This is a genomic window from Pseudomonas sp. Pse79, from assembly GCF_024519615.1.
Taxonomy (GTDB): Bacteria; Pseudomonadota; Gammaproteobacteria; order Pseudomonadales; family Pseudomonadaceae; genus Aquipseudomonas; species Aquipseudomonas veronii.
In genome coordinates this window covers 1-25,391 of record NZ_JALJRR010000036.1, presented here as the reverse complement: position 1 = coordinate 25,391, position 25,391 = coordinate 1, and the positions used below count along the sequence as shown (strand labels likewise).

25 protein-coding genes and 2 pseudogenes are annotated in these 25,391 nt (G+C 63.0%); 9 read left to right on the top strand and 18 right to left on the bottom strand.

All coding sequences use genetic code 11. The features are described 5' to 3' along the window. Nucleotides 1–290: 290 nt before the first annotated feature. From NR164_RS28190 to ribBA, 5 genes are all read right to left on the bottom strand, one after another. On the bottom strand, nucleotides 291–1,445 hold the full coding sequence (locus tag NR164_RS28190) for an ABC transporter ATP-binding protein (protein ID WP_256823548.1): 1,155 nt from the start codon (nucleotides 1,443–1,445) through the stop codon (nucleotides 291–293). A gap of 17 nt (nucleotides 1,446–1,462) precedes the next feature. Continuing rightward, nucleotides 1,463–2,272 carry an ABC transporter permease gene (locus tag NR164_RS28185; protein ID WP_256823547.1) on the bottom strand — a complete coding sequence of 270 codons (810 nt, stop codon included), beginning with the start codon at nucleotides 2,270–2,272 and terminating at the stop codon, nucleotides 1,463–1,465. A gap of 6 nt (nucleotides 2,273–2,278) precedes the next feature. Further along, on the bottom strand, nucleotides 2,279–3,196 hold the full coding sequence (locus NR164_RS28180) for an ABC transporter permease (RefSeq protein ID WP_046383897.1): 918 nt from the start codon (nucleotides 3,194–3,196) through the stop codon (nucleotides 2,279–2,281). Next, nucleotides 3,193–4,218, bottom strand: a complete 1,026-nt coding sequence (locus tag NR164_RS28175) for an ABC transporter substrate-binding protein (protein WP_046383896.1) — start codon at nucleotides 4,216–4,218, stop codon at nucleotides 3,193–3,195. The genes NR164_RS28180 and NR164_RS28175 overlap by 4 nt, the downstream gene beginning before the upstream one ends. A gap of 226 nt (nucleotides 4,219–4,444) precedes the next feature. Further along, nucleotides 4,445–5,554, bottom strand: coding sequence for a bifunctional 3,4-dihydroxy-2-butanone-4-phosphate synthase/GTP cyclohydrolase II (gene ribBA / locus NR164_RS28170; protein WP_256823546.1), 1,110 nt, complete (start codon nucleotides 5,552–5,554; stop codon nucleotides 4,445–4,447). 69 nt (nucleotides 5,555–5,623) lie between these two features. On the opposite strand from ribBA, the gene NR164_RS28165 reads away from it, so the two are divergent. Further along, the gene (locus NR164_RS28165) at nucleotides 5,624–5,917 is read left to right on the top strand and encodes a DUF1330 domain-containing protein (RefSeq protein ID WP_046383894.1); all 294 of its coding nucleotides are present in this window, start codon (nucleotides 5,624–5,626) and stop codon (nucleotides 5,915–5,917) included. Between the two features lie 312 nt (nucleotides 5,918–6,229). On the opposite strand, the gene NR164_RS28160 is transcribed toward NR164_RS28165, so the two are convergent. The 10 genes and pseudogenes from NR164_RS28160 to NR164_RS28120 all read right to left on the bottom strand — a co-directional run bounded on the left by NR164_RS28160 (nucleotide 6,230) and on the right by NR164_RS28120 (nucleotide 14,649). Continuing rightward, complete coding sequence (locus NR164_RS28160; protein ID WP_046383893.1) at nucleotides 6,230–6,793, bottom strand: NUDIX hydrolase; 564 nt, start codon at nucleotides 6,791–6,793, stop codon at nucleotides 6,230–6,232. Nucleotides 6,794–6,795: 2 nt separating this feature from the next. Beyond that, on the bottom strand, nucleotides 6,796–7,548 hold the full coding sequence (locus NR164_RS28155; RefSeq protein WP_010567342.1) for a GntR family transcriptional regulator: 753 nt from the start codon (nucleotides 7,546–7,548) through the stop codon (nucleotides 6,796–6,798). 23 nt (nucleotides 7,549–7,571) lie between these two features. Beyond that, nucleotides 7,572–7,961 (bottom strand): carboxymuconolactone decarboxylase family protein, encoded by a 390-nt coding sequence (locus tag NR164_RS28150; RefSeq protein WP_046383892.1) that lies wholly within the window; start codon nucleotides 7,959–7,961, stop codon nucleotides 7,572–7,574. A 13-nt stretch (nucleotides 7,962–7,974) separates the two neighbouring features. Beyond that, entirely contained in the window at nucleotides 7,975–8,460 is a 486-nt protein-coding gene (locus NR164_RS28145) for a flavin reductase family protein (RefSeq protein ID WP_010567340.1), read from the bottom strand. Between the two features lie 12 nt (nucleotides 8,461–8,472). Then, entirely contained in the window at nucleotides 8,473–9,954 is a 1,482-nt protein-coding gene (locus NR164_RS28140) for an aldehyde dehydrogenase (RefSeq protein ID WP_256823545.1), read from the bottom strand. After that, entirely contained in the window at nucleotides 9,951–10,784 is an 834-nt protein-coding gene (locus tag NR164_RS28135; RefSeq protein WP_198865906.1) for an alpha/beta fold hydrolase, read from the bottom strand. Before NR164_RS28135 ends, NR164_RS28140 begins: the two co-directional genes overlap by 4 nt. A gap of 42 nt (nucleotides 10,785–10,826) precedes the next feature. Beyond that, nucleotides 10,827–11,417 (bottom strand): amino acid synthesis family protein, encoded by a 591-nt coding sequence (locus NR164_RS28130; RefSeq protein WP_046383889.1) that lies wholly within the window; start codon nucleotides 11,415–11,417, stop codon nucleotides 10,827–10,829. 265 nt (nucleotides 11,418–11,682) lie between these two features. Further along, the gene (locus NR164_RS30660) at nucleotides 11,683–12,537 is read right to left on the bottom strand and encodes a methyl-accepting chemotaxis protein (protein ID WP_372873470.1); all 855 of its coding nucleotides are present in this window, start codon (nucleotides 12,535–12,537) and stop codon (nucleotides 11,683–11,685) included. Nucleotides 12,538–12,543: 6 nt separating this feature from the next. Continuing rightward, a pseudogene (locus NR164_RS30655) lies at nucleotides 12,544–13,626 on the bottom strand (cache domain-containing protein); the annotation flags it as partial. 132 nt (nucleotides 13,627–13,758) lie between these two features. Further along, nucleotides 13,759–14,649, bottom strand: a complete 891-nt coding sequence (locus NR164_RS28120; protein ID WP_017847896.1) for a bestrophin family protein — start codon at nucleotides 14,647–14,649, stop codon at nucleotides 13,759–13,761. A 180-nt stretch (nucleotides 14,650–14,829) separates the two neighbouring features. Between NR164_RS28120 and NR164_RS28115 the strand changes: the two genes are divergently transcribed. Both NR164_RS28115 and NR164_RS28110 read left to right on the top strand, forming a co-directional pair. After that, nucleotides 14,830–15,093 (top strand): hypothetical protein, encoded by a 264-nt coding sequence (locus tag NR164_RS28115; protein ID WP_017847895.1) that lies wholly within the window; start codon nucleotides 14,830–14,832, stop codon nucleotides 15,091–15,093. Beyond that, complete coding sequence (locus NR164_RS28110; RefSeq protein ID WP_017847894.1) at nucleotides 15,090–15,845, top strand: Fic family protein; 756 nt, start codon at nucleotides 15,090–15,092, stop codon at nucleotides 15,843–15,845. Before NR164_RS28115 ends, NR164_RS28110 begins: the two co-directional genes overlap by 4 nt. Before the next feature lie 44 nt (nucleotides 15,846–15,889). On the opposite strand, the gene NR164_RS28105 is transcribed toward NR164_RS28110, so the two are convergent. Then, nucleotides 15,890–16,189, bottom strand: a complete 300-nt coding sequence (locus tag NR164_RS28105; protein WP_046385318.1) for a helix-turn-helix transcriptional regulator — start codon at nucleotides 16,187–16,189, stop codon at nucleotides 15,890–15,892. Nucleotides 16,190–16,278: 89 nt separating this feature from the next. Here NR164_RS28105 and NR164_RS28100 point away from each other — a divergent pair, with 89 nt between their 5' ends. After that, a complete protein-coding gene (locus NR164_RS28100) occupies nucleotides 16,279–17,370 on the top strand; it encodes an NADH:flavin oxidoreductase/NADH oxidase (protein ID WP_256823543.1) in 1,092 nt (363 codons plus the stop codon). A gap of 181 nt (nucleotides 17,371–17,551) precedes the next feature. Here NR164_RS28100 and NR164_RS28095 read toward each other — a convergent pair whose 3' ends face one another. Then, entirely contained in the window at nucleotides 17,552–18,274 is a 723-nt protein-coding gene (locus tag NR164_RS28095) for a FadR/GntR family transcriptional regulator (protein WP_017847891.1), read from the bottom strand. Between the two features lie 47 nt (nucleotides 18,275–18,321). Further along, on the bottom strand, nucleotides 18,322–20,058 hold the full coding sequence (locus NR164_RS28090; protein ID WP_017847890.1) for an IlvD/Edd family dehydratase: 1,737 nt from the start codon (nucleotides 20,056–20,058) through the stop codon (nucleotides 18,322–18,324). A 193-nt stretch (nucleotides 20,059–20,251) separates the two neighbouring features. Here NR164_RS28090 and NR164_RS28085 point away from each other — a divergent pair, with 193 nt between their 5' ends. The 5 genes and pseudogenes from NR164_RS28085 to NR164_RS28065 form a co-directional block, all read left to right on the top strand. After that, the gene (locus NR164_RS28085; protein WP_017847889.1) at nucleotides 20,252–21,574 is read left to right on the top strand and encodes an MFS transporter; all 1,323 of its coding nucleotides are present in this window, start codon (nucleotides 20,252–20,254) and stop codon (nucleotides 21,572–21,574) included. 15 nt (nucleotides 21,575–21,589) lie between these two features. Beyond that, nucleotides 21,590–22,582 carry an AraD1 family protein gene (araD1, locus tag NR164_RS28080; protein WP_079443547.1) on the top strand — a complete coding sequence of 331 codons (993 nt, stop codon included), beginning with the start codon at nucleotides 21,590–21,592 and terminating at the stop codon, nucleotides 22,580–22,582. 11 nt (nucleotides 22,583–22,593) lie between these two features. Further along, nucleotides 22,594–24,174, top strand: a complete 1,581-nt coding sequence (locus NR164_RS28075; RefSeq protein ID WP_046383884.1) for an aldehyde dehydrogenase (NADP(+)) — start codon at nucleotides 22,594–22,596, stop codon at nucleotides 24,172–24,174. Between the two features lie 36 nt (nucleotides 24,175–24,210). Then, nucleotides 24,211–25,074 (top strand): SMP-30/gluconolactonase/LRE family protein, encoded by an 864-nt coding sequence (locus tag NR164_RS28070; RefSeq protein WP_256823542.1) that lies wholly within the window; start codon nucleotides 24,211–24,213, stop codon nucleotides 25,072–25,074. Between the two features lie 153 nt (nucleotides 25,075–25,227). Then, nucleotides 25,228–25,391 (top strand): annotated as a pseudogene (locus NR164_RS28065) (arabinose ABC transporter substrate-binding protein); the annotation flags it as partial.

The window sequence follows — 25,391 nt, the reverse complement described above, 5'->3', positions numbered from 1 at the left end:
CTGTGGGTTTTTCGCTGGCAAGCCAGCTCCTACAGTGGGGTCATAACCCTGTAGGAGCCAGCTTGCCGGCGAGGGTCGTCAACGATGACGGGGGAAGCCTGGATGCCCGCGGTGGTTGTGGGTTTTTCGCTGGCAAGCCAGCTCCTACCCTGGGGGCATAACCCTGTAGGAGCCGGCTTGCCGGCGATGGTCGTTAACGATGACGCGGGAAGCCTGGATGCCCGCGGCGGCTGTGGGTTTTTCGCTGGCAAGCCAGCTCCTACAGGGGATGGTTCAGCTTTTTGTTTGGCTTAATGGGCGCCGGCGGCCTTGTTCAGATCGCTTTCGGCCCATTCGGTGTACACACAGGCATCCGCCGTGGCCCAGCGCACGCGCACCGGGTCGCCGGCCTTGAGCGGCATGCCGGCGGCGGACAATGCCTTGACCGTCATCGAGGTGCCGCCCAGGGTTTTCACGCTGCAGGTCTGGCTTTCACCGAGGAACAGCACTTCGCCGACGATGGCCGACACTTCGTTCCAGCCTGCGGCCAATGGTTGCCCGGCGGCCTGTTCGACGCTCAGCGCGAGGGCTTTTTCCGGGCGCACCATCAGCAGCACGTCCTGCTCGCTGCGCAGGCCGCCGGTCAGGCGGATCGACAGGGATTGGCCTTCGAACGACGCCGCCGCGTTGCCCTGGGCCTTGAGCTTGAGGAAGTTGGAGTTGCCCAGGAATGAGGCGACAAACGCATTCGGCGGGTTCTGGTACAGGTCGAAACCGCTGCCCAGGCCGACGATCTTGCCGTGGCTGAAAATCGCGATGCGCTGGGACAGGCGCATGGCTTCTTCCTGGTCGTGGGTCACGTAGACGATGGTGATGCCCAGGCGCCGATGCAACTGGCGCAGCTCGTCCTGCAAGTCTTCACGCAGCTTCTTGTCGAGGGCGCCGAGCGGTTCGTCCATCAGCAGGATGCGCGGCTCGTATACCAGCGCCCGGGCGATGGCGACGCGCTGTTGCTGGCCGCCAGACAGTTGCGACGGGTGGCGATGGGCGAACTGTTCCAGTTGCACCAGCTTGAGCATGGCGTCGACGCGCTTCTCGCGCTCGGCACTGGCCAGTTTGCGGATCGCCAGGGGGAAGGCGATGTTGTCGCGTACCGACAGGTGCGGGAACAGCGAGTAGCGTTGGAACACCATGCCGATGTCGCGCTTGTGCGGCGGTACGTTGACCAGCGATTGGCCGCTCACCAGGATCTCGCCGCTGCTCGGCGTTTCAAAGCCGGCGAGCATCGACAGGGTGGTGCTTTTGCCCGAGCCGCTGGAGCCGAGGAAGGTGAGGAACTCGCCGTCCTTGATGTCCAGCGAGATGTTGTCCACGGCGGAAAATTCGCCATAGAACTTGTTCAGGTTGCGCAGGCTGACCAGAGGTTGGCCAGGGTTCTGCGCGGTATCTTGGATCACTGCACTCATGTTCTGCTCCTGGGCGCTCAAGCGCGGGTTTCTGTGCGCCGGCGAACGGCGGCGGCGATGACCATGACCAGCACCGAGAGGCCGATCAGCAGCGTCGAGGCGACGGCGATCACGGGTGTCAGGTCCTGACGCAGGGTGGTCCACATTTTTACGGGAAGGGTTTGCAGGGTCGGGCTGGCCATCATCACGCTGAGCACCACTTCGTCCCATGACACGAGAAAGGCGAACAGCGCACCGGCCACCATCCCCGGGCGAATCGCCGGGAAGGTCACCTTGAACACCGCCTGCAGGCGCGACGCACCGCAGATCACCGCGGCGTCTTCAATCGACTGATCGAACAGTTTCAGCGAGTTGATGATCGAGATGATGGTGAACGGCAACGCGACAATCACGTGGCTGATCACAAAGGCGAACATCGTGCCGGTGTAGCCGAGCTTGAGGAACAGCGCGTACACCGCCACGGCGATGATCACCAGTGGCACGATCATCGGCAGGGTGAACAGGCCATAGAGCAGTTCGCGGCCGGGGAAACGCCCGCGCACCAGGGCAAATGCGCTGGGCAGGCCCAGCGCCACGGCGAACACGGTGGTCAGCACGGCGACCTTGAGGCTGGCCAGCGCCGCGTTCATCCAGTCGGCGTTGGAGAAGAACTGGCCGTACCATTTCAGCGTCCAGCCCGGTGGCGGGAACACCAGCCATTGCGACGAGCCGAACGACAGCAGCACGATAAACACGATCGGCAGCAGCAGGAACAGCCCAATCAAACCGGTGGTGGCGTAGAGGCCCAGACGCATCCTGCGGCTCATGGCATTCGGAGTCAGCAGCATGACGGCTTACCTCGCATGGCTGGCGCCAACCGGGGATTCCGGCTGAAGCTTCAGGTAGAAGTAGAACAGCACCAGCGTGATGAAGATCAGCAACGCGGCACCGGCACTGGCCAGGCCCCAATTGAGGAACGACTGCACCTGCTGGATGATGAACTCGGGCAGCATCATGTTCTGCGCACCGCCGAGCAGCGCCGGGGTGACGTAGTAACCGAGGGACATCACGAACACCATCAACCCGCCGGAAAACAACCCCGGCCGGCACAGCGGCAGGAACACCCGGAAGAAGTTGGTCCACGGGCTCGCGCCACAGATGGAGCCGGCCTGCAGGATCATCGGGTCGATGGCCTGCATGGTCGCCTGCAACGGCAGCACGATGAACGGGATCATGATGTAGCTCATGCCGATCACCACGCCCGTCAGGTTGTGCACCATCTCCAGGGGCACATCGATGATGCCCATGGCCAGCAGCGCCTTGTTGATCACCCCCGAGGCTTGCAGCAGCACCAGCCAGGAATAGGTGCGGGCCAGCAGGCTGGTCCACATCGACAGCAGCACGATATTCAGCATCCAGCGGCCCCAGCCGCGTGGCACCAGGGTAATCGCCCAGGCCAGCGGGAAGCCCAGCAACAGGCTGAACAGGGTCACCAGGCCCGCCACCGAAAAGGTGTTGAGCAGCACGCGGGCGTAGGCCGAGTTGGCGAACAGCTGTTCATAGTTGCCCAGGCCCGGCACGGGCTCCAGCACGCCGCGCAGCAACAGCCCGATCAGCGGTGCGAGGAAGAACAGGCCGAGGAACAGCAGGGCCGGGATCAGGTTGCCCGCCCCGCGCCAGCGCTGGGCCAGGGGCGGCGATACGGCTTTGCTGCAAACCGCGCCGGCAGCGCCGAGGGCGCTCCCGGTCGGTGTGGTTGCCGTCATTTTCATTTGACTAGCCATTCATTCCACCGTGTCGCAATGGCCGGACCGTTCTTGGCCCAGTAGGCGAAATCGAGGGTGATCTGGTCCTTGGCATACGCCGTCGGCAGGTTGGGCGCCAGGACTGAATCCAGGCGCTGCACGCTGTCGATATTCACCGGTGCATAAGCGGTCAGGTTGGAGAAATCGGCCTGGCCCTTGGCGCTGCTGGCACTGGCCAGGAACTTCATCGCGGCGGCTTTGTTTTTGGTGCCCTTAGGCACGACGAGGATGTCGGCCATGACCAGGTTCTGCTTCCAGCTCACGCCCACCGGTGCGCCATCTTCCTGCAGGGCGTGGATGCGACCGTTCCAGAACTGGCCCATGCTGACTTCGCCGGAGGCCAGCAGTTGCTGCGATTGCGCGCCGCCGCCCCACCAGACGATGTCTTTTTTGATGGTGTCGAGTTTCTTGAAGGCGCGATCCAGGTCCAGGGGGTAGAGCTTGTCGGCGGGCACGCCGTCGGCGAGCAGGGCCAGTTCGAGCACGCCAGGGCTGGGCCATTTGTAGAGGGCGCGTTTGCCGGGGTAGGTCTTGGTGTCGAACAGCGCGGTCCAATCCTGGGGCTTGGCGGCGCCGAGTTTGCTTTCGTTGTAGCCGAGCACGAAGGAGAAGAAGAACGAACCGACGCCATGGTCGGAGACGAAGCGCGGGTCGATCTTGTCGCGCTGGATCACCGAGAAATCCAGGGGTTCGAGCAGGCCTTCGGCGGCGGCGCGCAAGGCGAAGTCGGCCTCGACGTCTACCACGTCCCACTGCACGTTGCCGCTTTCGACCATGGCCTTGAGCTTGCCGTAGTCGGTCGGGCCGTCTTGCACCACGGTGATGCCGCTGGCCTTGCTGAAAGGGTCGGCCCACGCCTGCTTCTGCGCATCCTGGGTGCTACCGCCCCAGCTCACGAAATTCACGCTTTCGGCCGCCAGGGCCGCATGAGTGACCGTAGCCAATAAACCCGCGAACAGCACTGCGGTTGCACGTTTGTTCAACACCATTTTCACGCCCTCATTTGTTGTGTTTTTGAGCGGGCTTGGTAATGCCCGCCTATCGGGAGCAGTAGGTCCATCGGAGCCTCTAATCGAGGCCCAAAAGGCGACCGTGCCAAGGGCTATTATTGGTGCTGTCCCTGGCGGGCGCACTTGGCGAAAGCGTTCGGTCTATGGAATATCATATTATGGTATTCCAAACTTTGTGCAAGCATTTTGCCTTACCGGTTATCCGTCACTCGGTGAAGGGAATGCTCTCGACTACCTCCAGGTCGTAGCCAGTCAGCCCGGCGTATTTCAGGGGCGGGCCGAGGTGACGCAGCTTGCCGACGCCCAGGTCCTGCAATATCTGCGCCCCGGTGCCGACTTCCGAATAAATCCGCGATTGCGAACGGTTGAACTGGCGCGGCGCCTGGGTCAGTTGCGGTACGCGCTCCAGCAACGCCTGGGACGATTCATGATTGGCCAGCACCACCACCACGCCACGACCTTCGGCCGCGACGCGTTGCAGGGCGGCCCACAGCGTCCAGTTGGACGGACCGCTGTAGTCGGCGCCGACCAGGTCGCGCAGCGGGTCGATCACATGCACGCGCACCAGCGTAGGTTCATCGCGGCGCAACGGGCCCATCACCATGGCCATGTGTACGCCACCCTCGATGCGGTCTTCAAAGGTGATCAGGCGGAACGTGCCATGCACCGTGGGCAGGTCGCGTTCGCCAATGCGCGCCACGGTGCGTTCGGTGCTGAGGCGGTAGTGAATCAGGTCGGCGATAGTGCCGATCTTGATCCCGTGCTTGCGCGCGAAGATCTCCAGTTCAGGTCGGCGGGCCATGGTGCCATCGTCGTTCATCACTTCGACGATCACCGAGGCTGGCGTATGCCCGGCCAGGCGTGCCAGGTCACAGCCGGCTTCGGTGTGGCCGGCGCGGGTCAGCACGCCGCCGTCTTTGGCGCGCAACGGAAAGATGTGCCCGGGCTGCACGATATCGGCCGGCCCGGCATTCATGTCCACGGCCGCCGCCACCGTGCGTGCGCGGTCGGCGGCAGAGATACCGGTGGTCACACCGCTGGCCGCTTCGATGGACACGGTAAACGCGGTGCTGAACGCGCTGCCATTGCTCGGTACCATCTGCTCAAGGCCCAGGCGCTGGCAGTGTTCGTCGGTGAGGGTCAGGCAGATCAGACCACGGGCTTCACGGGCCATGAAACTGATAGCCTCGGCACTGCAGCACGCCGCAGGCAGCAGCAGGTCGCCTTCGTTTTCCCGGTCTTCGTCGTCTACCAGGAGCACCATCTTGCCTTGGCGGTAGTCTTCGATGATGTCTGCGATGCTGTTGAAGGACATGTTGGGTGCTCGATTTGTTGGTCGTATGTATTATGGTATACCACAAAAACCAAGCAAGAGGATGTCGCGATGAAGGCCTACTGGATTGCCCATGTAGATGTGTCCGATGCAGAGCAGTACACGCAGTACACCCAACGCGCGCCGGCGGCGTTTGCGCAGTTTGGCGGGCGGTTTCTGGCCAGGGGCGGGCGCAGCGAAGCGATGGAGGGCGGGCCGGCACGGCAGCGTAATGTGGTGATTGAGTTCGATAGCTATGAGCAGGCGGTGGCGTGTTACGAATCTGCAGAGTATCAGGCGGCGAAGGCCCACCGCGAGGGGGTAGGGCAGGCGCAGATCATCATCGTGGAAGGGCTGGCGCCTTAGGTATATCAGTCCAAGTATTGTTCCAAATGTGGGAGGGGGCTTGCTCCCGATGGCAGTGGTTCAGTCACCTCATTCAGTGGCTGACACACCGCTATCGGGGGCAAGCCCCCTCCCACATTGGGTTCGGTGGTGTGGAATAGGATGCGTTGCAGCGCCCTGGTTTCGACGATGAGCAGGGCTGATTCACGCGCTTCAAACTGTGGGAGGGGGCTTGCCCCCGATAACGGTGTGTCAGCCAACGACGATGTTGAATATGCCACTGCCATCGGGAGCAAGCCCCCTCCCACATTTGAACCGAGTTCAGCTTGAAGATCAGCGGATGAAGTGGATCTTGCCGCTGTCGTCATTCCCGATGTAGATGCCATACACCCCGGCCTGGCGTTCCTCGATGTAGCGTTCGAGGATCTGCCGGATCGCCGGGTAGTAGATGCTGTCCCAGGGAATGTCCTCGGGCGCGAAGAATTGATAGTCGAGGGTCTCCGGCCCGAACTGGCCGGTGATCTCCAGCGCGATGGCGCGGAAGATGATGTACACCTCGCTGATCTTCGGCACGCTGAAGATCGAGTAGGGCGAGACGATCTCGGCGCGCACGCCGCTTTCTTCCCAGACTTCGCGCAACGCGGCCTGCTCGGTGGTCTCGCCGCCCTCCATGAAACCGGCCGGCAGGGTCCAGGTGCCGGGGCGCGGTGGGATCGCCCGTTGGCACAGCAGGTACTTGCCGTCCTGCTCAATGATGCAGCCGGCGATGATCTTGGGATTGATGTAGTGGATATAGCCGCAACCGCGGCACATCAGGCGCTCATGCGTATCGCCCGGTGGCAGCTGGTGACCGAGGTCACTGCCGCCGCATTTGGGGCAAAAGCTTGGCCTGAACACGGTCAGTGACCTATACGCGGTTCTTTGAGGGCGATGGGCAGGGTGATCTCGGGGATCTTGCCGGTCTCTTCCTGTTTGCGCTTGAGGTAATCCAGGGCCACGGCCGCCGCCGCGCGCACGTGGTCGACGCAGGCCTGGTGGGCGGCGAGTGGATCGCCGCTCTTGATCGCCTGGACCATGCGTTCCATTTCCTGATTGCTGGTGCCGCGACGGTTTTCCTGGGACACCGACGTGGCGCGCAGGTAGCTGATACGCGCCTGCAACTGACGCAACTGGGTGGCGGCCACGTGGTTGCCGGAGCCTTCGAGCAACACGTCGTAGAACCCCTGTACCGAATCGATGACCTGTTGCAGTTCGCCGTCCTTGAGGGCCTTGCGGTTTTCCTCCAGGGCTTTTTCCAGGGCCTTGATGTCCTTGGCCTTGGCGCGCAGGGTGAACAGCTGCACGATCAAACCTTCGAGCACGCAGCGCAGTTCATAGATGTCGACGGCATCGGCCAGGGTGATGATCGCCACCTGGGGCCCCTTGGCATCGGCGAATTCCACCAGGCCTTCGGACTCCAGGTGACGCAAGGCTTCGCGTACCGAGGTACGGCTGACGCCGAGGCGGTCGCACAGGTCGCGTTCCACCAGGCGATCACCCGGCAGCAGCTGGAAGTTCATGATGGCGCTGCGCAGTTTCTCCAGCACGATTTCGCGCAGGGTGACCGGGTTGTGATTGACCTTGAAGCTGTCGTCGAGGGGCAGGCGTTTCATGGGGGCTGCTCTGAATGGGGCGGTTAACGGGATGCCTCGGCATCGGCTTCGGCGAAGGCTTCCCGGGCCAGCCGGAAGCTGTCCACGGCGGCGGGAACCCCGCAATAGATGCCGACCTGAAGCAGAATTTCGCGTATTTGTTCACGACTCAGGCCGTTACGCAAGGCGCCGCGCACATGCAGCTTGAGCTCGTGAGGCCGATTGAGGGCCGAAATCATTGCCAAGTTTATCATGCTGCGTTCTTTAAGCGACAAACCCTCCCGGCCCCACACATGGCCCCAGCAGTATTCGGTGACCATCTCTTGCAAGGGGCGGGTGAAGTCGTCGGCGTTCTCGATCGAGCGCTGCACATAGGCTTCGCCCAGCACCTGGGTGCGGATCTTCAGGCCCTGCTCATACTTTTCGTTGCTCATTGCACACAGCTCCTCAAGCCAGGGTGGGCAGCGGGCCCAGCTTGCCTTTGTGATAGATCATCGGCGTGACCGGTTGCTCGGGCAGGATCAGGTTCTTCACGGCGCCGACGATGATCGCGTGATCGCCGCCGTCGTATTCGCGCCACAGCTCGCACTCGATGATCGCCGTGGCCTTGGCCAGCAGCGGGTTGCCCAATTCGCTCAGGTGCCACTCGATGCCCTTGGCTTTTTCCTTGCCTTTGCTGGCGAAGGCATAGGCTTCGGCGGTCTGGTCGGCGGACAGCAAGTGAATCGCAAAGCGCTTGCTGTCACGCAGGATCGGGTAGGTGTCCGACGCATAGTTGGGGCAGAACAGCACCAGGGCCGGGTCGATCGACAGCGCGCTGAACGCGCTGGCGGTGATGCCGACGATGCCGCCGTCCGGGTCGAGGGTGGTGACCACCGTGACCCCGGACGGGAACGAGCTCATGACGTCTTTGTAAATGCCGGGTTCGATCATGGTTGTGGACTCTTAACGCATCACAAAAGGATCAGGCATGGGCGCCTGGGAGAGGTTGATCCACACCGTCTTCAGCTCGGTGTAGGCCAGCACCGAATCGATGCCGCTTTCGCGTCCGTAGCCGCTGTTCTTGAAGCCGCCGATGGGCGCCATGGCCGACACCGCGCGGTAGGTGTTGACCCAGATGATCCCCGAGCGCACATCGCGCGCCAGGCGGTGGGCGCGCCCGAGGTCGCGGGTCCAGATACCGGCAGCGAGGCCGAACTGCGAGTCGTTGGCGATGGCCAGTGCTTCGGCTTCGTCCTTGAAACGGATGACCGAGGCCACCGGCCCGAATACTTCCTCTTGCATGATCTTCATCGAGTTGCGGTCGCACTCGAACAGCGTCGGCTCATAGAACCAGCCTTCGCTAAGGTTCTGCGGGCGCTTGCCGCCGGTGCGCAGGCGTGCCCCTTCGGCGATGGCGTCCGCCACCAGGCCTTCGACCACGGCCAGTTGCTGCGCGGTGGCCATGGGGCCCATTTCGCTGGCGTCGTCTTGCGGGTTGCCGATGCGGATGCGTTGGGCGCGCGCTACCAGGCGCTCGACGAATTCGTCGTAGATAGCGTCCTGCACCAGCAGGCGCGAACCGGAGACGCAACTCTGCCCGGACGCCGCGTAGATGCCGGCGATTGCACCATTGATGGCGCTGTCGAGGTCGGCGTCGGCAAAAATGATATTCGGCGACTTGCCGCCCAGTTCCAGGGAGAGTTTGGCGAAGTTCTCCGCGCTGCTGCGCACCACATGCCTTGCCGTGGCCGCGCCGCCGGTAAAGGCGATCTTGCGCACCAGCGGGTGGCGGGTGAGGGCGGCGCCGGTGCTGGGGCCAAAGCCTGTGACCACGTTGACCACGCCCGCTGGAATGCCGGCTTCGAGGGCCAGGCGCGCCAGTTCCAGGACGGTCGCCGAGGCATGTTCCGACGGCTTGATCACGATGGTATTGCCCGCCGCCAGGGCCGGCGCGAGTTTGATCGCGGTCAGGTACAGCGGGCTGTTCCACGGAATGATCGCAGCGACTACGCCCATGGCTTCATGCACGGTGTAGGCGAACAGGTCGGGCTTGTCCAACGGCAGGGTGCCGCCTTCGAGCTTGTCGGCCAGGCCGGCGGTATAGTGGAAAAACTCCGGCAGGTAGCTGACCTGGCCACGGGTTTCGCGGATCAGCTTGCCGTTGTCGCGGCTTTCCAGCTGGGCCAGGTGTTCCTTGTTCGCGGCGATCAGGTCACCCAGGCGGCGCAGCAGTTTGCCCCGCGCGGTGGCGGTGAGGCCGCGCCAGGCCGGGCTGTCGAAGGCGCTTTGCGCGGCCTGCACGGCGCGCTCCACGTCGGCTTCGTCGGCGTCGGGCAATTGCGCCCAGGGTTCGGCCAGGGCCGGGTTGAGGCTGTCGAAGGTCTTGCCGGAGAGGGCATCGACCCATTCACCGCCGATGCACATCTGGAAGCGTGCGAGTGTCATGCAACGATCCCCTTGATTGGATTGTTTTGGGCGTACACCGTGTCGAGGAACCCCAGCAGCAACTGGTTGACCAGGCGCGGCGATTCTACCGGCATCATATGCCGTTGCTCGGCCAGCACCGCAACGCTGGCGCCGGGAATGCGATCCGCCAGTTGCCGGGCCATTTCCGGGGTCGAGCCAGGGTCGAGTTCGCCGGTGGCGACCAGGGTCGGTGCGCGCAACCCCGGGAGGTCGTCGGCACGGTACATGTCCTGGGTCGCAAACAGTTCATAGGTGGTCAGGTAACCCTGGGGGTCGTTGCCCGCCAGGGTTTCACGCAGCGCGGCGATCTGCGCCGGGTTGGCCGCCTGGTATTCACGGCTGAACCAGCGCGACAGTGCGGCTTCGGCATTCGCGTCGGGGCCGTGTTCGGCGGCCTGGGCGGTACGTGCGATGACTCCGGCACGCTGTTCAGGGCTGCGGTTGAACACACTGTTGAGCACCACCAGGCCCTTCAGGCGCTCGGGGTAATGCAAGGCAAACGCCCGCGCGACCAGGCCGCCCATGGAAAACCCGATCACCGTGGCCTGGGGCAGTTGCAGGTGGTCGAGCAGTTCCAGCAACTGGTCGGCATAGCCGAGCAGCGGGGTGTCGGCGGCCGGGCGCGGGCTGGCGCCATGGCCGAGCATGTCATAGGTGATCACGCGGTAGTTCGTGGCCAGGCCAACGACTTGCCCGCCCCACATTTCTTTATTCAGGCCCACGCCGTGGATCAAAACCACAGGCTGGCCTTGGCCGGTCGCCAGATAACTGGTGCCAGCCGGGGTGCGTTCAGCGGTGAGCCGAATCATGGAGCGCTCCTGCATGCTTTTTGTTGGGGTGGCCGGTCTTGCTTACTGGGCTTTTTCAGCCGCCAGCTCTTCCAGGTCGATATAACGGTTGCCGATGCGTGGATGCAGGCGGCCGCCATCGGCGCAACCCAGGACCACGACGATTTCGTCGGCACGCGGCGCATCTTCGATCTGCATCTCCAGGGTGATGTAGTGCGAACGCAGGCCTTCGTCGTCCTTGTGCATCATCGGGATCTGGATCGACGTGCCCGGGCCGCCGCGCTTGTTGGTAAAACTCAGGTAGCTCTTGGCCTTGACCGCCTCACGGTAGTGGTTGCCGAAGCGCAGGGTGTGGATGATCGCGCTGGCATGTTCGATCTCGCCGTCGGCACCGACCACTGCCGCCTTGCCGTAGGCCTCGATTTTTTCCGCGCCGCCGATGATGCCCACCAGGCGCTCGACCATCAGCGCGCCGAGGTCGGAGCAATTGGCACGGATCTCAGGCTTGAGGTCTTCGACGAAACCGCGACCCAGCCAAGGGTTTTTCAGCACCACGGCCAGGCCGACCATGGTCACGGGAGTGTCCGCGGCTTTACCGCCTTCGATAAAGGTTTCTTCTACGTAGCTGACGATCTTGCGGATTTCGAAACTCATGGGCTGCTCCGTCTGATGTGAGAGGTCTGCGTATGATGGTATACCATAATACGAGAATCGCAATAGACGTCAGCACGTTCGAATGATCGGCGGTTGCACGCCAGCCTTATCCGCGGATGCGGACAGTGACGCCGAGGTCGGCGGGAGGTATTGGCGTGTGAATGCACCTCAAGGCGACCGGTTGCGCGGTCGGGCTCAAGGTAGAGGCTGGCGTGGGGTAAACAGCAGAGGCGGTGAGTGGCTCACCGCCTTGCATTGGCGGGGGTTAGAACTTGAAGCGGCCTACCAGGCCTTTGAGCTGCCCGGAGATATCCGTCAAACGGCCAGAGCCGGTCTGCGCCGAGTGGGCAAAGTCTTCCACCAGTTGGGCATCGGCGTGGATTTGCGCGATGTGCTGGTTGATCTGTTCGGCGACCTGGTGCTGTTCCTCGGCGGCGGTGGCGATCTGGGTGTTCTGGTCGCGGATCGAGTCCACCGAGCCTTGGATCTTGTCGAAGCTGTCGCGGGCCTGCTGGATGCGTTCCACACTGGTTTGCGACACCTGCAGGCTGCCTTGCATCTGCAGGGTGACTTCCTGGGTGCGGCGCGCGAGGTTGCCGAGCAGGCTGTCGATCTCGCCGGTGGAGTCGGCGGTGCGGCGGGGCAGGGCGCGCACTTCGTCGGCGACCACCGCGAAGCCACGGCCCTGGTCACCGGCGCGCGCGGCTTCAATCGCCGCGTTGAGCGCCAGCAGGTTGGTCTGCTCGGCAATCGAGCGGATCGTGTCGAGGATGGTGTTGATGTTTTTGCTGTCCTGCTCCAACTGCTGCATGGTCTGGGTCGACTTTTGCAGGTCTTCGCTCAGTTTGAGCACGCTGCCGGTGGCTTCGCCGATATGCTGCTGGCCGTCGTGTACATCGCGGTAGCCTGCGTCGGCGCTGGACGCGGCGGCGCTGCAGGAGCGGGCGACTTCGTTGGCGGTGGCCACCATTTCGTTGAATGCGGTACTCACCAGCTCCACGGCTTCACGTTGGCGACCGGCGGCCTGGTTCAGGTTGTTGGCCACTTCGCGGGTGTCGGCGGCGGCGCTTTGCAGGTCGGAGGATGCGCTGCCGATGCGCTGTACCAACTGGGCGATCATGCCTAGGAACTGGTTGAACCAGCCGGCCAGGCTGGCGGTTTCGTCCTTGCCTTGCACCTTGAGTTGGCGGGTGAGGTCGCCTTCACCTTCGGCGATTTCTTGCAGGCCGTCGGCGACCCCGCGAATCGGGCGCACGATCATGCTGGCGAAGCTCGCGCCGACAATCGCGAAGACCACGGCGAGTACCGCTGCGATGGCTGCGATCAGCCAGGTCAGGCGGGTGGCGTCGGCCATGACTTCGTCGCGCTTGATCAAGCCGATAAAGCGCCAGCCCAGGTCTTTGGAGCTGACCACGTTGGCCATGTAGGCCACGCCATCGATATCGACTCGGGTCACGCCGTCGCCGCGCTTGGCCAGTTCGGCGTAGTTGGCGCCAAGTTCGGCCATCGGCTTGAAGTTGTGCTTGGCGTCGCTGGGGTCCACCAGCACGTTGCCGTTGGCTTCCACCAGCATCAGGTAGCCGCTGTCGCCCAGCTTGATGTTGCGCACCAGTTCGGTGAGCTGCTTGAGCGAGACGTCCAGGCCGACCACGCCGAGCAGGGTGCCGCTGGCGTCGACCACGGTGTGGACCGTGCCGATCAGCACCACATCGTCCGGCGCCCAGTAATAGGCCCCGGTCCGCACGGTGGTGCCCGGAGCGGCCACGGCGGCTTTGTACCAGGGGCGTACACGCGGGTCGTAGTTGTTCAGTTTGGTGTCGTCAGGCCAGCTCGCATAACCGCCGTCGCTCAGGCCCAGGGACAGGTAGGCGGTGCTTGGATGGCTTTTGGCGAACTGCTCGAATATCGCCAGTAGCTCTTTATTCGTTGGCGTCAGCGGGATTTGTGCGGCGTCGGCACCGGCGTAGTTCTTCAGCTCCTTGGCCGCGACAACGCGAGGGTCTTTGGCCACGTACTCGACGTTCTGGCTGATGCCGTCGAAGAACTGCTTCATGCCGTTATCGATCTGACGGATCTCGCGGCCGCTGCTGTCGAGGAAATTGGCCACAGCCGCCTCGCGCAGGTTCAGCACCACCAGCACCGCCACCAGGATAACCGGCACGCACGCGATGGCCGCAAACGCCCAGGTCAGCTTTTGCTTGATATTCATGACTTCTCCCGCGGGTATTTATAGTTTTGGCAAGGGGAAAACAGTAGCGTCGCATGTATTGTTATGAGGGGTGCGCCCATGCGTACCCCTTATATCGACCGTCGGGGCACGCACTTGAGGCCGTGGAGGCGTTCAGCCGATACGGTTGCCGCCCAGCGCATCGCGCTGCATCGACTGCAGGTTGTTCTCGATGGTTTCGCAGATGGTTTCCATCTGGATCTGATGTTCGCTGGAATGAAACGGGCTTTGCAGGTCGGTGCCGATGCGCTCGATGGCCAGCAGCATGAAGCCCACCACCGTGGAGGCCAGCGGGGTGAACCAGCCCAGGGATTCGACCAGGCCCACCGGCACGATCAGGCAGAACAACGAAATGAACAGGCGCGGGAAGTACACGTAAGGGTAGGGCAGCGGGGTATTGGCGATGCGTTCCATGCCGCCCTGGGCGTTGGACAAATCCACCAGCGTCGACTCCAGCCGCGCCAGGCGGATGCTGTCCAGGTGCCCGGCCTTGTATTCCCTGGCCAACAGCGCCGCCGAGCCGGTGAGGATGTCATTGGCGAAATTGTTGGTGGCGCCGTTGCGCGCAAATTCCTCGGCCGGGATAAATGCCCGCACCTCGTCCGGGCACGGCCGGCCCTTGAGATGGGCGGCCAGGCAGTTCACATAGGCCACATGGCGGCGCAACAGGGTGGCCTTTACCGGGTTCACGTCGTTGCCGAGGTCATCCAATAGCGTCAGCACCTGCCGCGCGAAACTGCGCGAATTGTTGACCATCGCGCCCCATAAGGTGCGCGCTTCCCACCAGCGGTTGTAGGCGCTGCTGTTACGAAAACTGATCAGCACCACCAGCGCTGAGCCGAGCAAGGTCAGGGGCATCAGCGGCAGGTTGATCTTGGTGGTGAGAAACAGCATGAAGTCCACGGTGACGGCGACGTCCCACAGCAACAGCCAGAACAGGGCCCAACCGACATAACCCATGGTTTTGATGATCAGGCGGTATTTTTTGACGATGGCGGCTTTCAAACGGAGACCTCGCGGCGAGCGGTAAGCAACAGTGCCTAAGCTCGGACGTTGGTTTGCCGTGAAAGGTTCGGTGAAGGAGGGCGGTACACCGGATCAAATCAATGATTGCGCCCGTCGAGCTGGGTAGAGAGCAAGGACCACCACCATGCTATGCTCGAAAAGCTAACAGAGGGATTCCAAATGACGAGTACAACCGATGTCAGTATTGCCAGCAAAGTGCGCAGGCTGGCTAAAGCGCATCATGTCACCGCTGAACGTGACAGCATCAGCCGAATGGCGGTTGCCATCACCGGACTGGCTGGTGATGCGGTCGAATTGGATGGTGTGGAACAGTTATTGGTCAACCTTAAGCGCAAGGGTATTTTGAGCAAGTCGGAAACCCTTGCACTTCAAGGCAGTTATCTTCAGGAGAAGCGCCGCGCCAAGAAGAAACTCAGCGCATGAGTTTTGATCCTTTCGGAGATTTTGATACCGCTGGATATCTTCAAAACGCGTTACAGCTTAAAGATCCTATGGAGGTCAAGGAGTCCGAGCATCTGTCCTTTGAGTTGAGCATGGAAGATGCACTGGGTTATTTGGCCAAGAAAAAACCGATTGATTACAAGTCGGTCCTCAAAGTACACGAAATCTTGTTTTCTGATTTCTATCACTGGGCGGGTAAAGATCGAAATGATCTGGTGCCGCATCTTGCCGTATTCAAGGGTTCCCACGACGATCCTTGGCACACTGTCTTTGAACATCCTGGCTCGATCAAGCGCTCCATTGACTATGCGCTTGAACTGGCGTCGAACAAGAAGCGCTTCAGAGAGCGTCCTGGCGATGTGATGGGGCAACTAGCATTTGCGCACCCTTTTCTTGATGGTAATGGGCGCACGATTCTGCTTGTTTTCATGGAGCTTTGTTATCGCGCCAAGTTCGCCATTGAGTGGTCGAAAACGAACAAGGACGATTATCTTCGGGCACTTAGCGAAGAGCTCAGGGCACCGTTCAAGGGGCATCTGAATAATTACTTGAAACCCTTTGTCGTCGATATTGCCCACCGTGATGAATGGCCGGGCATGATAGGTGGCATCAAGGGATTGGATGGCCTGGATAAAGAAGGGATAACTTATGAAAATCTGGACGATCCTGAGGTTCAACAGATCTACAAAACCTATCGAGCACAACTGATCGATACGCCCCCGTCCGCAAAATAGAGCAGTGACGTAATACGCTCGGATCGCTGTCCTGATCCTATCGTTTACCGCTGAGCCAGAACACTCGCCAGCAACCCGGGAAAACGCGCCTCAAGCACATCCGCGCGCAACGAATTCAGATGCGCGGTGCCGACGCTGCGGGTGTGGACCAGCCCGGCATCGCGCAGCACGCGGAAGTGGTGGGACATGCTGGATTTCGGCCGCCCGCCGTCCAGTTCGCCGCAGGTGGCCTCGGGCACGTCGGCCAGGTAGCGGATGATTTCCAGGCGCACCGGGTCGCTCAAGGCGTAGAGCACGCGTTCGAGTGTCAGGTCTTGCAGGGCGGGGTGTTTGAAGGCTCGCATAAAACAAATGATAACAGGGCTGGTGTTGAATACCATAGTTCGAATACCATCGAACTATCGAATCAATCACTCGCTCCTGGAGGTGCCTGATGGCTGCCTTGTTTGAACCCTACAAACTCAAAGACGTGACCTTGCGCAATCGCATCGCGATCCCGCCGATGTGCCAGTACATGGCCAACGATGGCATCGTCAACGACTGGCACCACGTTCACCTGGCCAGCATGGCCCGTGGCGGCGCCGGTTTGCTGGTGGTCGAAGCCACCGCGGTGTCCCCTGAAGGCCGTATCACTCCTGGTTGTGCGGGTATCTGGAGCGATGCCCACGCCCAGGCGTTCGTGCCGATGGTCAAGGCCATCAAGGCTGCTGGCGCGGTGCCAGGCATTCAGATCGCCCACGCCGGTCGCAAGGCCAGTGCCAACCGCCCATGGGAAGGCGACGACCATATCCCCGCTTCCGATGCGCGCAGCTGGGAAACCATTGCGCCTTCGGCCATTGCGTTCGGCGCCAACCTGCCTAACGTGCCGCGCGCCATGACCCTGGACGACGTCGCCCGCGTGCGCCAGGACTTCGTCGACGCCGCCCGCCGTGCCCGCGACGCCGGTTTTGAATGGATCGAACTGCACTTCGCCCACGGCTACCTGGGCCAGAGCTTTTTCTCCGAACATTCCAACCAGCGCACCGACGCCTACGGCGGCAGCTTCGACAATCGCAGCCGTTTCCTCCTGGAAACCCTGGCCGCGGTGCGCGAAGTCTGGCCGGAAAACCTGCCGTTGACCGCGCGTTTCGGCGTGATCGAATACGACGGCCGTGACGAGCAGACGCTGACCGAATCCATCGAACTGGCCCGTCGCTTCAAGGCCGGTGGCCTCGACCTGCTGAGCGTCAGCGTCGGCTTCACCATCGCTGACACCCAGATCCCGTGGGGCCCGGCGTTCCTGGGGCCGATCGCTGAGCGCGTGCGTCGCGAAGCCGGTATCCCGGTCACTTCGGCCTGGGGGTTTGGCACGCCGCAATTGGCGGAAGGTGCGTTGCAGGCCGGGCAGGTGGATTTGGTCTCGGTGGGGCGCGCGCATCTGGCTGATCCGCATTGGGCGTACTTTGCCGCCAAGGAACTGGGGGTAGAGAACGCCTCCTGGACCTTGCCTGCGCCGTATGCCTATTGGTTGGAACGCTATCGCTGAGGCGGCCGCTCAGCCCGACCTGTGGGAGATGTCACACCGATGCCGGCAGGCCCGCCGCCATCGAAGCCTCGCTAAAGCTCGACATCTCCCACATTTGATCTCCAGGGCTGACAGAAAGTGTTCTTGCGCCCCCTCCTTGCGGGTGCCGTTGAGCCTCACGGTTGTCGAACGAGGGTGGGGCTTATAACGGCGTCAGCACATTCATCACCGTATCCAGCGCCACCCGCGTGTCGTCCAGTTGCACCAGCGAGGCATGCCGGGCGCCGAGGGCGTCGCGGTTCTGGATCGCGGTGAGGATCGCTTTGTGCCGGGGCAGGCTCAGGCCCTGGATATCCGGGCGGCGGTTGGTGATGTTGATCGACTCGCGCAGCGGCAGCGACAGCATGTTGCACATATATGCCAGCAGGTCGTTGCGTGTGGCGTCGGCAATCGCACGGTGGAAGTCCAGGTCGGCCTGTAGCAGCGCGTCGTGGGTCTGCGCGGTTTCCATGCCGAGGTAGGCTTTTTCGATGGTGGCGATGTCTTCAGCGGTCGCGGTGGTCGCGGCCATGGCGGCGATTTCCGGTTCGAGGATGCGCCGCACGCCAGCCAGGGTGTTGAAGAACTCGCTATGGGGGGTGGACTGCATCAACCAGGACAGTACGTCCGGGTCGAGCAGGTGCCACTTCACCCGCGGCCGCACCACCGCGCCTACCCGTGGCTTGGAATACACCAGGCCCTTGGCGCTGAGCACCCGGGTCGCCTCGCGCAATACCGAGCGGCTGACCTTGTACTCCTCACACAGCGTGGCCTCCATGGGCAGTCGTTCTTCTGGCTTGAAGCGACCGGAAACGATGTGCATGCCCAAGTCCTGGACGATCTGGGCATGCATGCTCTTGCGCGGCTTGGACGGCTGGTGATCCATAACGACAGGGATGCTCTGGCTAAATAGGCGGCATCATAGCATCCCAATTAGTGGGAATGACGTGGGACTTCGGCCCCGCGGCAACCCACCAGGAAATCGAAGTCGCAGCCCTGGTCCGCCTGCAGCACATGGTCGATGTACAGCTGGCGGTAGCCGCCGACGATCAGCTTCTGCGGTGGTTTCAGGTCCGCCATGCGCGCCGCCAGTTCGGCGTCGGGGATGTCCAGGTGCAAGCGCCCGTTGGCGCAGTCGAGTTCGATCCAGTCGCCTTCGCGCACCGCAGCCAACGGCCCGCCGGCAGCGGCTTCCGGTGCGACGTGCAAGACCACCGTGCCATACGCCGTGCCGCTCATGCGCGCATCGGAAATCCGCACCATGTCGGTCACGCCCTGGGCCAGCAGCTTGGCGGGCAGGCCCATGTTGCCGACTTCGGCCATGCCCGGATAACCCTTGGGTCCACAGTTTTTCATGACCAGGATCGAGTGGGCGTCCACCTCCAGTTCCGGGTCGTTGATGCGCGCCTTGTACATGTCGAAATCCTCGAACACCACGGCCCTGCCACGGTGCTGCATCAGCTCCGCGCTGGCGGCCGACGGCTTGAGCACCGCGCCCAGCGGGGCCAGGTTGCCGCGCAGCACACAGATGCCGCCGTCGGCGCGGATCGGGTTGTCGAGGGTGCGGATCACTTCGTCCTGGCCGTAGATCGGCGAGTCCTTGGTGTTCTCGCCCAGCGACTTGCCGTTGACGGTCAAGGCGTTCGGGTGCGGGATCAGGTTGGCTTCACCGAGCCGGCGCAGCACCGCCGGCAGGCCACCGGCGTAGTAGAACTCTTCCATCAAGAAACGCCCGGACGGTTGCAGGTCGACGATGGTCGGCATGCCGCGCCCGATGCGCGTCCAGTCGTCCAGGTCCAGCTCCACGCCGATGCGTCCGGCGATGGCTTTGAGGTGGATCACCGCATTGGTCGAACCGCCGATGGCCGCGTTCACGCGGATCGCGTTTTCAAAGGCTTCCTTGGTGAGGATCTTCGACAGCTTCAAATCTTCGCGCACCATCTCTACCGCACGCATGCCGGACATATGCGCCAGCACATAGCGCCGTGCATCCACCGCCGGGATCGCCGCGTTGTGGGGCAGGGAGGTGCCGAGTGCCTCGGCCATGCAGGCCATGGTCGACGCGGTGCCCATGGTGTTGCAGGTGCCCGCCGAACGCGACATGCCGCCCTCGGCCGCGAGGAAGTCATCCAGGCTGATGGTGCCGGCCTTGACCTGTTCGCTGAGCTGCCACACCACCGTGCCCGAGCCGATGTCCTGGCCCTTGTGCTTGCCGTTGAGCATCGGCCCGCCGGTGACCACGATGGCCGGCACGTCGCAACTGGCGGCGCCCATCAGCAGCGCCGGGGTGGTTTTGTCGCAGCCGGTCAGCAACACCACGCCGTCGATGGGGTTGCCGCGAATCGCTTCTTCCACGTCCATGCTCGCCAGGTTGCGCGTGAGCATGGCGGTAGGGCGCAGGTTCGATTCGCCATTGGAGAACACCGGGAATTCCACGGGGAAGCCGCCGGCCTCGATCACGCCGCGTTTGACGTGCTCGGCGATCTGGCGGAAATGCGCGTTGCACGGCGTCAATTCCGACCAGGTGTTGCAGATACCGATGATCGGTTTGCCATGGAACTGATGGTCGGCGATGCCCTGGTTCTTCATCCAGCTGCGGTACATGAAGCCGTTCTTGTCGGCGGTACCGAACCACTGGGCGGAGCGTAGGCCGGGCTTTTTATCAGGCATGATGGTTTCTCTTATTGTATGACTATATGTTCTATGCGTGCTTAAACATAAGCGCAAAATCGAAGCTTTGGAAGAGTTGTTTTGCAAATAGTCCTACTATATAGTCTGGCTTAACTGAGGTATGGCCCTGGCGGATTTTCGCGAGAGGCGTCCCCCGAGCTTCTATAAAAACAACAATCGGAGATCGACCCCCATGAGCCAGGAACTGCGGCTTATACGGCGCATCACGCTGAAACTGATTCCCTTCCTCATCCTGCTGTACCTGATCGCCTACGTGGACCGCTCCGCCGTGGGCTTCGCCAAGCTGCACATGGGCGCCGACGTCGGCATCGGTGATGCGGCCTACGGTTTGGGCGCGGGTCTGTTCTTCATTGGCTATTTCCTGTTCGAGATCCCCAGCAACCTGATGCTCGATCGCTTCGGCGCGCGGCGCTGGTTCGCGCGCATCATGCTCACCTGGGGCGCCATCACCATCGGCATGGCGTTCGTGCAGGGGCCACACAGCTTCTATGTGATGCGCTTTCTGCTCGGCGCGGCGGAGGCGGGGTTCTTTCCCGGCGTTCTGTACTACATCACTCAGTGGTTCCCGGTGCGCCATCGCGGCAAGATCCTCGGGCTGTTCATCCTCTCCCAGCCGATCGCGATGATGATCACCGGCCCCGTGTCCGGCGGCCTGCTGGGCATGGACGGCGTCCTCGGCCTGCACGGCTGGCAATGGCTGTTCATCGTCATAGGCACCCCGGCGCTCCTGCTCACCTGGCCGGTGCTGCGCTACCTGCCGGACGGCCCCAAGCAGGTCAACTGGATGAGCGAGGACGAAAAAACCTGGCTCACCGGCGAACTGGCCAAGGACCTGCAAGCCTACGGCCAGACCCGCCACGGCAATCCACTGCACGCCCTCAAGGACAAGCGCGTGTTGCTGCTGGCGCTGTTCTACCTGCCGGTGACCCTGAGCATCTACGGCCTGGGCCTGTGGTTGCCGACCCTGATCAAGCAGTTCGGCGGCACGGACCTGGTTACCGGCTTTGTGTCGGCGGTGCCGTATATCTTCGGCATCGTCGGGCTGTTGATCATCCCGCGCAGTTCCGACCGTTTGAACGACCGCTATGGCCACCTGGCGGTGCTCTATGTACTGGGTGCCATCGGCCTGTTCTGCAGTGCCTGGCTGAGTGTGCCGGTGCTGCAAATGGCCGCGCTGTGCCTGGCGGCGTTCGCACTGTTTTCCTGCACGGCGGTGTTCTGGACCCTGCCGGGGCGGTTTTTCGCCGGCGCCAGTGCGGCAGCGGGCATTGCGTTGATCAACTCGGTGGGCAACCTCGGCGGCTATATCGGCCCGTTCGTGATCGGCGCGCTCAAGGAATACACCGGCAACCTGGCTTCGGGCTTGTACTTTTTGTCCCTGGTGATGGTGTTCGGGCTGGTCTTGACCGGCGTGGTCTACCGCGTGCTGGAGCGCAAGCATGTGCTGCCTGCCGAGCAATTTGCCGCCAGTGCCCGTGGCGCCACACGTACTTAATCGAGGAGAAGTTTTATGCGTTTAGTTCAGTTCGAGGTGTCCAACGGCGAGCGCCGGGTCGGTGTGGTGGAGGGCAGCCAGGTGCGCGAAGTGCTCAGCGCCCACAGTGTGCGCGAGTTGGCGCTGGCCGCGATCGAAGCCGGCGTGGGCCTGGTGCAGCAGGTGCAGAGCCTCGGCCTGGGCGACAGTCATCATTACGCCGAGCTGCTGGCCGACCTGAAGATCCTGCCACCGCTGGACCACCCGGACCCGGCCCATATGCTGATCAGCGGCACCGGCCTGACCCACCTGGGCAGCGCGTCGGCGCGGGACAAGATGCACCAGCAGGCCGGTGACGACAGCGCGTTGACCGACACCATGCGTATCTTCAAGTGGGGCGTGGAAGGCGGCAAACCGGCGGCCGGCCAGGCGGGCGTGCAGCCGGAGTGGTTCTACAAGGGCGACGGCAGCATCGTGGTGCGCCCCGGCGCGGCATTCCCGGTGCCGCCCTTTGCCGAAGACGCCGGCGAAGAGCCGGAGATCGGCGGGCTGTATGTGATCGGCCACGACCGCAAGCCCTATCGCCTGGGTTTCGCGGTGGGCAACGAGTTCTCCGACCACGTGATGGAACGCAAGAACTACCTGTACCTGGCCCATTCCAAACTGCGCAGTTGCAGCTACGGCCCGGAGTTGCGCGTGGGCGAGTTGCCCCGGCATCTTGCGGGCACCAGCCGCATCCTGCGCAACGGCGAGGCGATCTGGCAGAACGAGTTCCTCAGTGGCGAGGCCAATATGTGCCACAGTCTGGAAAACCTTGAGTACCACCACTTCAAGTACAGCCAGTTCCTCAAACCCGGCGATGTACACATTCATTTCTTCGGCACCGCCACCCTGTCATTCGCCGACGGTATACGTACCCAACCGGGCGATGTGTTCGAGATCAGCCAGGCCGAGTTCGGCGCGCCGCTGGTCAATCGTGTCGGCAGTGCCGATGCAGCCTTCGAACCCGGCGACGTCATCACCCTTTAAAGGAGAGCCACATGCCTCAGTTCCTTGGTCACAACTACATCGGCGGCCAGCGCAGCGCCAACGGCAGCCTCAAGCTGCAGAGCGTCGATGCGGCGACCGGCGAAGCCTTGCCCCAGGATTTCTACCAGGCGACCCCGCAGGAAGTCGACGCCGCCGCCAAGGCCGCAGCAGCGGCTTACCCGGCGTACCGCGCCCTGAGTGCATCGCGCCGCGCGCAGTTCCTTGACGCAATCGCCGATGAGCTGGACGCGCTGGGCGATGCCTTCGTCGAACTGGTCTGCCGTGAAACCGCGCTGCCCGCTGCGCGTATCAAAGGCGAGCGCGGCCGCACCAGCGGGCAGATGCGGCTGTTCGCCACGGTGTTGCGTCGCGGCGATTTCTACGGCGCGCGCATCGACAAGGCACTGCCGGATCGCCAGCCGCTGCCACGCCCGGACCTGCGCCAGTACCGCATCGGCCTGGGCCCGGTTGCGGTGTTTGGCGCGAGCAACTTCCCCCTGGCGTTTTCCACGGCGGGCGGGGATACCGCCGCCGCGCTGGCGGCCGGCTGCCCGGTGGTGTTCAAGGCCCACAGCGGGCATATGGCCACGGCCGAGCGCGTCGCCGATGCGATCATTCGCGCAGCCGAGACCACCGAGATGCCGGCGGGCGTGTTCAACATGATCTTTGGGGGCGGCGTCGGTGAAGCGCTGGTCAAGCACCCGGCGATCCAGGCGGTCGGCTTTACCGGCTCGCTCAAGGGCGGGCGCGCCCTGTGCGACATGGCGGCGGCGCGTCCGCAGCCGATCCCGGTATTCGCCGAGATGTCGAGCATCAACCCGGTCATCGTGTTGCCCCAGGCCCTGCAGGCGCGGGCCGAAACCGTGGCACGCGAGCTGACTGCCTCGGTGGTGCAAGGCTGCGGCCAGTTCTGTACCAACCCCGGTCTGGTGATCGGCCTCGCGTCGCCGGCCTTCAGCGCGTTCACCCAGCAGGTGGCGCAACTGATCGGCGATCAGCCGGCGCAGACCATGCTCAATGCCGGCACCTTGAGCAGCTATGACAAGGGCCTGCAAAAACTGCTGGCGCACCCCGGCATCCAACACCTGGCCGGTCAGGCTCAAGCCGGGCAACAGGCGCGGCCGCAGTTGTTCAAGGCCGATGTCAGCCTGCTGATCGACGGCGATGAAGTGCTGCAAGAGGAAGTGTTCGGCCCCACCACGGTGTTCGTCGAAGTCGCCGACCAGGCCCAGCTCAGCGCCGCCTTGCATGGCCTGCACGGCCAGCTCACGGCGACGATCATCGGCGAGCCGGCCGACCTGCAACAGTTCGCCGAACTCACGCCGCTGCTGGAGCAGAAAGTCGGGCGTATCCTGCTCAACGGTTACCCGACCGGCGTGGAAGTCTGCGATGCGATGGTGCATGGCGGGCCGTACCCGGCGACGTCGGATGCGCGTGGCACCTCGGTCGGCAGCCTGGCCATCGACCGCTTTCTGCGCCCGGTGTGTTTCCAGAACTACCCGGACAGCCTGCTGCCCGACGCGTTGAAAAACGCCAACCCGTTGCGTATCCAGCGCCTGGTGGATGGCACTCCGTCACGCGACTCGCTGTAACGCGCACCTGAGAACAATAACAATCCAGGAGGCAACATGTCGTTTCACGCCGTCAGCGCACACCGTGCGCAACTGGGGGAGGGCCCGTTCTGGGACGTGTCCACCCAGGCCCTGTATTGGGTCGACATCGCTGGCAAACAGGCGCTGCGCCTGCTGGACGGGCAGTTGCAGGCCTGGCAGTTGCCGGAGCATGTGTCCGCGTTTATCCCGTGTGAACGCGGCGATGCGCTGGTGACCTTGAGCAGCGGCGTCTACCGATTGGACCTGGCGAGCGCCGCGTTGAGCCTGTTCTGCGTGGCCGACCCGCACGCGGGCAACCGTGGCAATGAAGCGCGCTGCGACGCCCAGGGCCGCCTGTGGCTGGGCACCATGCAGAACAACATCGGCGAGCACGGCGAAGACCTGCCCGTTACGCGACGTTCCGGCGGGCTGTTTCGTGTGGATGCCGATGCGCGGGTCACGCCGTTGCTGCACGGCCTGGGTATTCCCAACACCTTGCTGTGGAGCGACGACGGCCGCCAGGTGCATTTCGGCGACAGCCTCGACGGCACGCTGTATCGGCATGCGATCCAAGCGAACGGCCAACTCGACCCCGCCCAGCCCTGGTTCGGCCCGCATGGGCGCGGCGGGCCGGACGGGTCGGCGATGGACAGTCAGGGCTACATCTGGAACGCGCGCTGGAACGGCAGTTGCCTGCTGCGCCTGACGCCGGACGGTGAAGTCGATCGCATCGTCGAACTGCCCGTCAGCCGCCCCACCAGTTGCGTGTTCGGCGGGCCCGACCTCACCACCCTGTACATCACCAGCGCCGCCAGCCCCTTGGATCACCCCTTGGACGGTGCGGTGTTGGCCATGGAGGTCGATGTGCCCGGCAAACCGTGTCACCGCTTTGCCGGCTAAACGCTATACCGCTTTACCCCTGTAGGAGCGAGCTTGCTCGCGAAAAACGTTAACGATGACGCGCGCATCCTGAATGCACGCGGCGTTCTCAGGCTTTTCGCGAGCAAGCTCGCTCCTACAAAAAAAAGAAAACAACAATAAGGAGTCAACCGTATGAATCGTCGTCGTGCTATCCGTTCCTTGTGCTGCGCCGCTGTGGCGGTCTCGGCCATCAGCTTGAGTGGGCTGTCGCTGGCCGCCGAACCCGTAAAAATCGGCTTCCTGGTCAAACAAGCCGAAGAACCCTGGTTCCAGACCGAATGGGCCTTCGCCGAAAA

Coding starts and splice junctions, on each gene's coding strand:
- ribBA (WP_256823546.1), bottom strand. CDS start 5,554: ATGTCCTTCAACAGCATCGCAGACATCATCGAAGACTACCGCCAAGGC.
- NR164_RS28180 (WP_046383897.1), bottom strand. CDS start 3,196: ATGAAAATGACGGCAACCACACCGACCGGGAGCGCCCTCGGCGCTGCC.
- araD1 (WP_079443547.1), top strand. CDS start 21,590: ATGCGTTTAGTTCAGTTCGAGGTGTCCAACGGCGAGCGCCGGGTCGGT.
- NR164_RS28115 (WP_017847895.1), top strand. CDS start 14,830: ATGACGAGTACAACCGATGTCAGTATTGCCAGCAAAGTGCGCAGGCTG.
- NR164_RS28070 (WP_256823542.1), top strand. CDS start 24,211: ATGTCGTTTCACGCCGTCAGCGCACACCGTGCGCAACTGGGGGAGGGC.
- NR164_RS28100 (WP_256823543.1), top strand. CDS start 16,279: ATGGCTGCCTTGTTTGAACCCTACAAACTCAAAGACGTGACCTTGCGC.
- NR164_RS28145 (WP_010567340.1), bottom strand. CDS start 8,460: ATGATCGAACCCGGCATTTACAAAGACGTCATGAGCTCGTTCCCGTCC.
- NR164_RS28135 (WP_198865906.1), bottom strand. CDS start 10,784: ATGATTCGGCTCACCGCTGAACGCACCCCGGCTGGCACCAGTTATCTG.
- NR164_RS28075 (WP_046383884.1), top strand. CDS start 22,594: ATGCCTCAGTTCCTTGGTCACAACTACATCGGCGGCCAGCGCAGCGCC.
- NR164_RS28150 (WP_046383892.1), bottom strand. CDS start 7,961: ATGAGCAACGAAAAGTATGAGCAGGGCCTGAAGATCCGCACCCAGGTG.
- NR164_RS28155 (WP_010567342.1), bottom strand. CDS start 7,548: ATGAAACGCCTGCCCCTCGACGACAGCTTCAAGGTCAATCACAACCCG.
- NR164_RS28130 (WP_046383889.1), bottom strand. CDS start 11,417: ATGAGTTTCGAAATCCGCAAGATCGTCAGCTACGTAGAAGAAACCTTT.
- NR164_RS28175 (WP_046383896.1), bottom strand. CDS start 4,218: ATGGTGTTGAACAAACGTGCAACCGCAGTGCTGTTCGCGGGTTTATTG.
- NR164_RS28110 (WP_017847894.1), top strand. CDS start 15,090: ATGAGTTTTGATCCTTTCGGAGATTTTGATACCGCTGGATATCTTCAA.
- NR164_RS28095 (WP_017847891.1), bottom strand. CDS start 18,274: ATGGATCACCAGCCGTCCAAGCCGCGCAAGAGCATGCATGCCCAGATC.
- NR164_RS30660 (WP_372873470.1), bottom strand. CDS start 12,537: ATGATCGCCCAGTTGGTACAGCGCATCGGCAGCGCATCCTCCGACCTG.
- NR164_RS28185 (WP_256823547.1), bottom strand. CDS start 2,272: ATGCTGCTGACTCCGAATGCCATGAGCCGCAGGATGCGTCTGGGCCTC.
- NR164_RS28140 (WP_256823545.1), bottom strand. CDS start 9,954: ATGACACTCGCACGCTTCCAGATGTGCATCGGCGGTGAATGGGTCGAT.
- NR164_RS28165 (WP_046383894.1), top strand. CDS start 5,624: ATGAAGGCCTACTGGATTGCCCATGTAGATGTGTCCGATGCAGAGCAG.
- NR164_RS28190 (WP_256823548.1), bottom strand. CDS start 1,445: ATGAGTGCAGTGATCCAAGATACCGCGCAGAACCCTGGCCAACCTCTG.
- NR164_RS28105 (WP_046385318.1), bottom strand. CDS start 16,189: ATGCGAGCCTTCAAACACCCCGCCCTGCAAGACCTGACACTCGAACGC.
- NR164_RS28090 (WP_017847890.1), bottom strand. CDS start 20,058: ATGCCTGATAAAAAGCCCGGCCTACGCTCCGCCCAGTGGTTCGGTACC.
- NR164_RS28085 (WP_017847889.1), top strand. CDS start 20,252: ATGAGCCAGGAACTGCGGCTTATACGGCGCATCACGCTGAAACTGATT.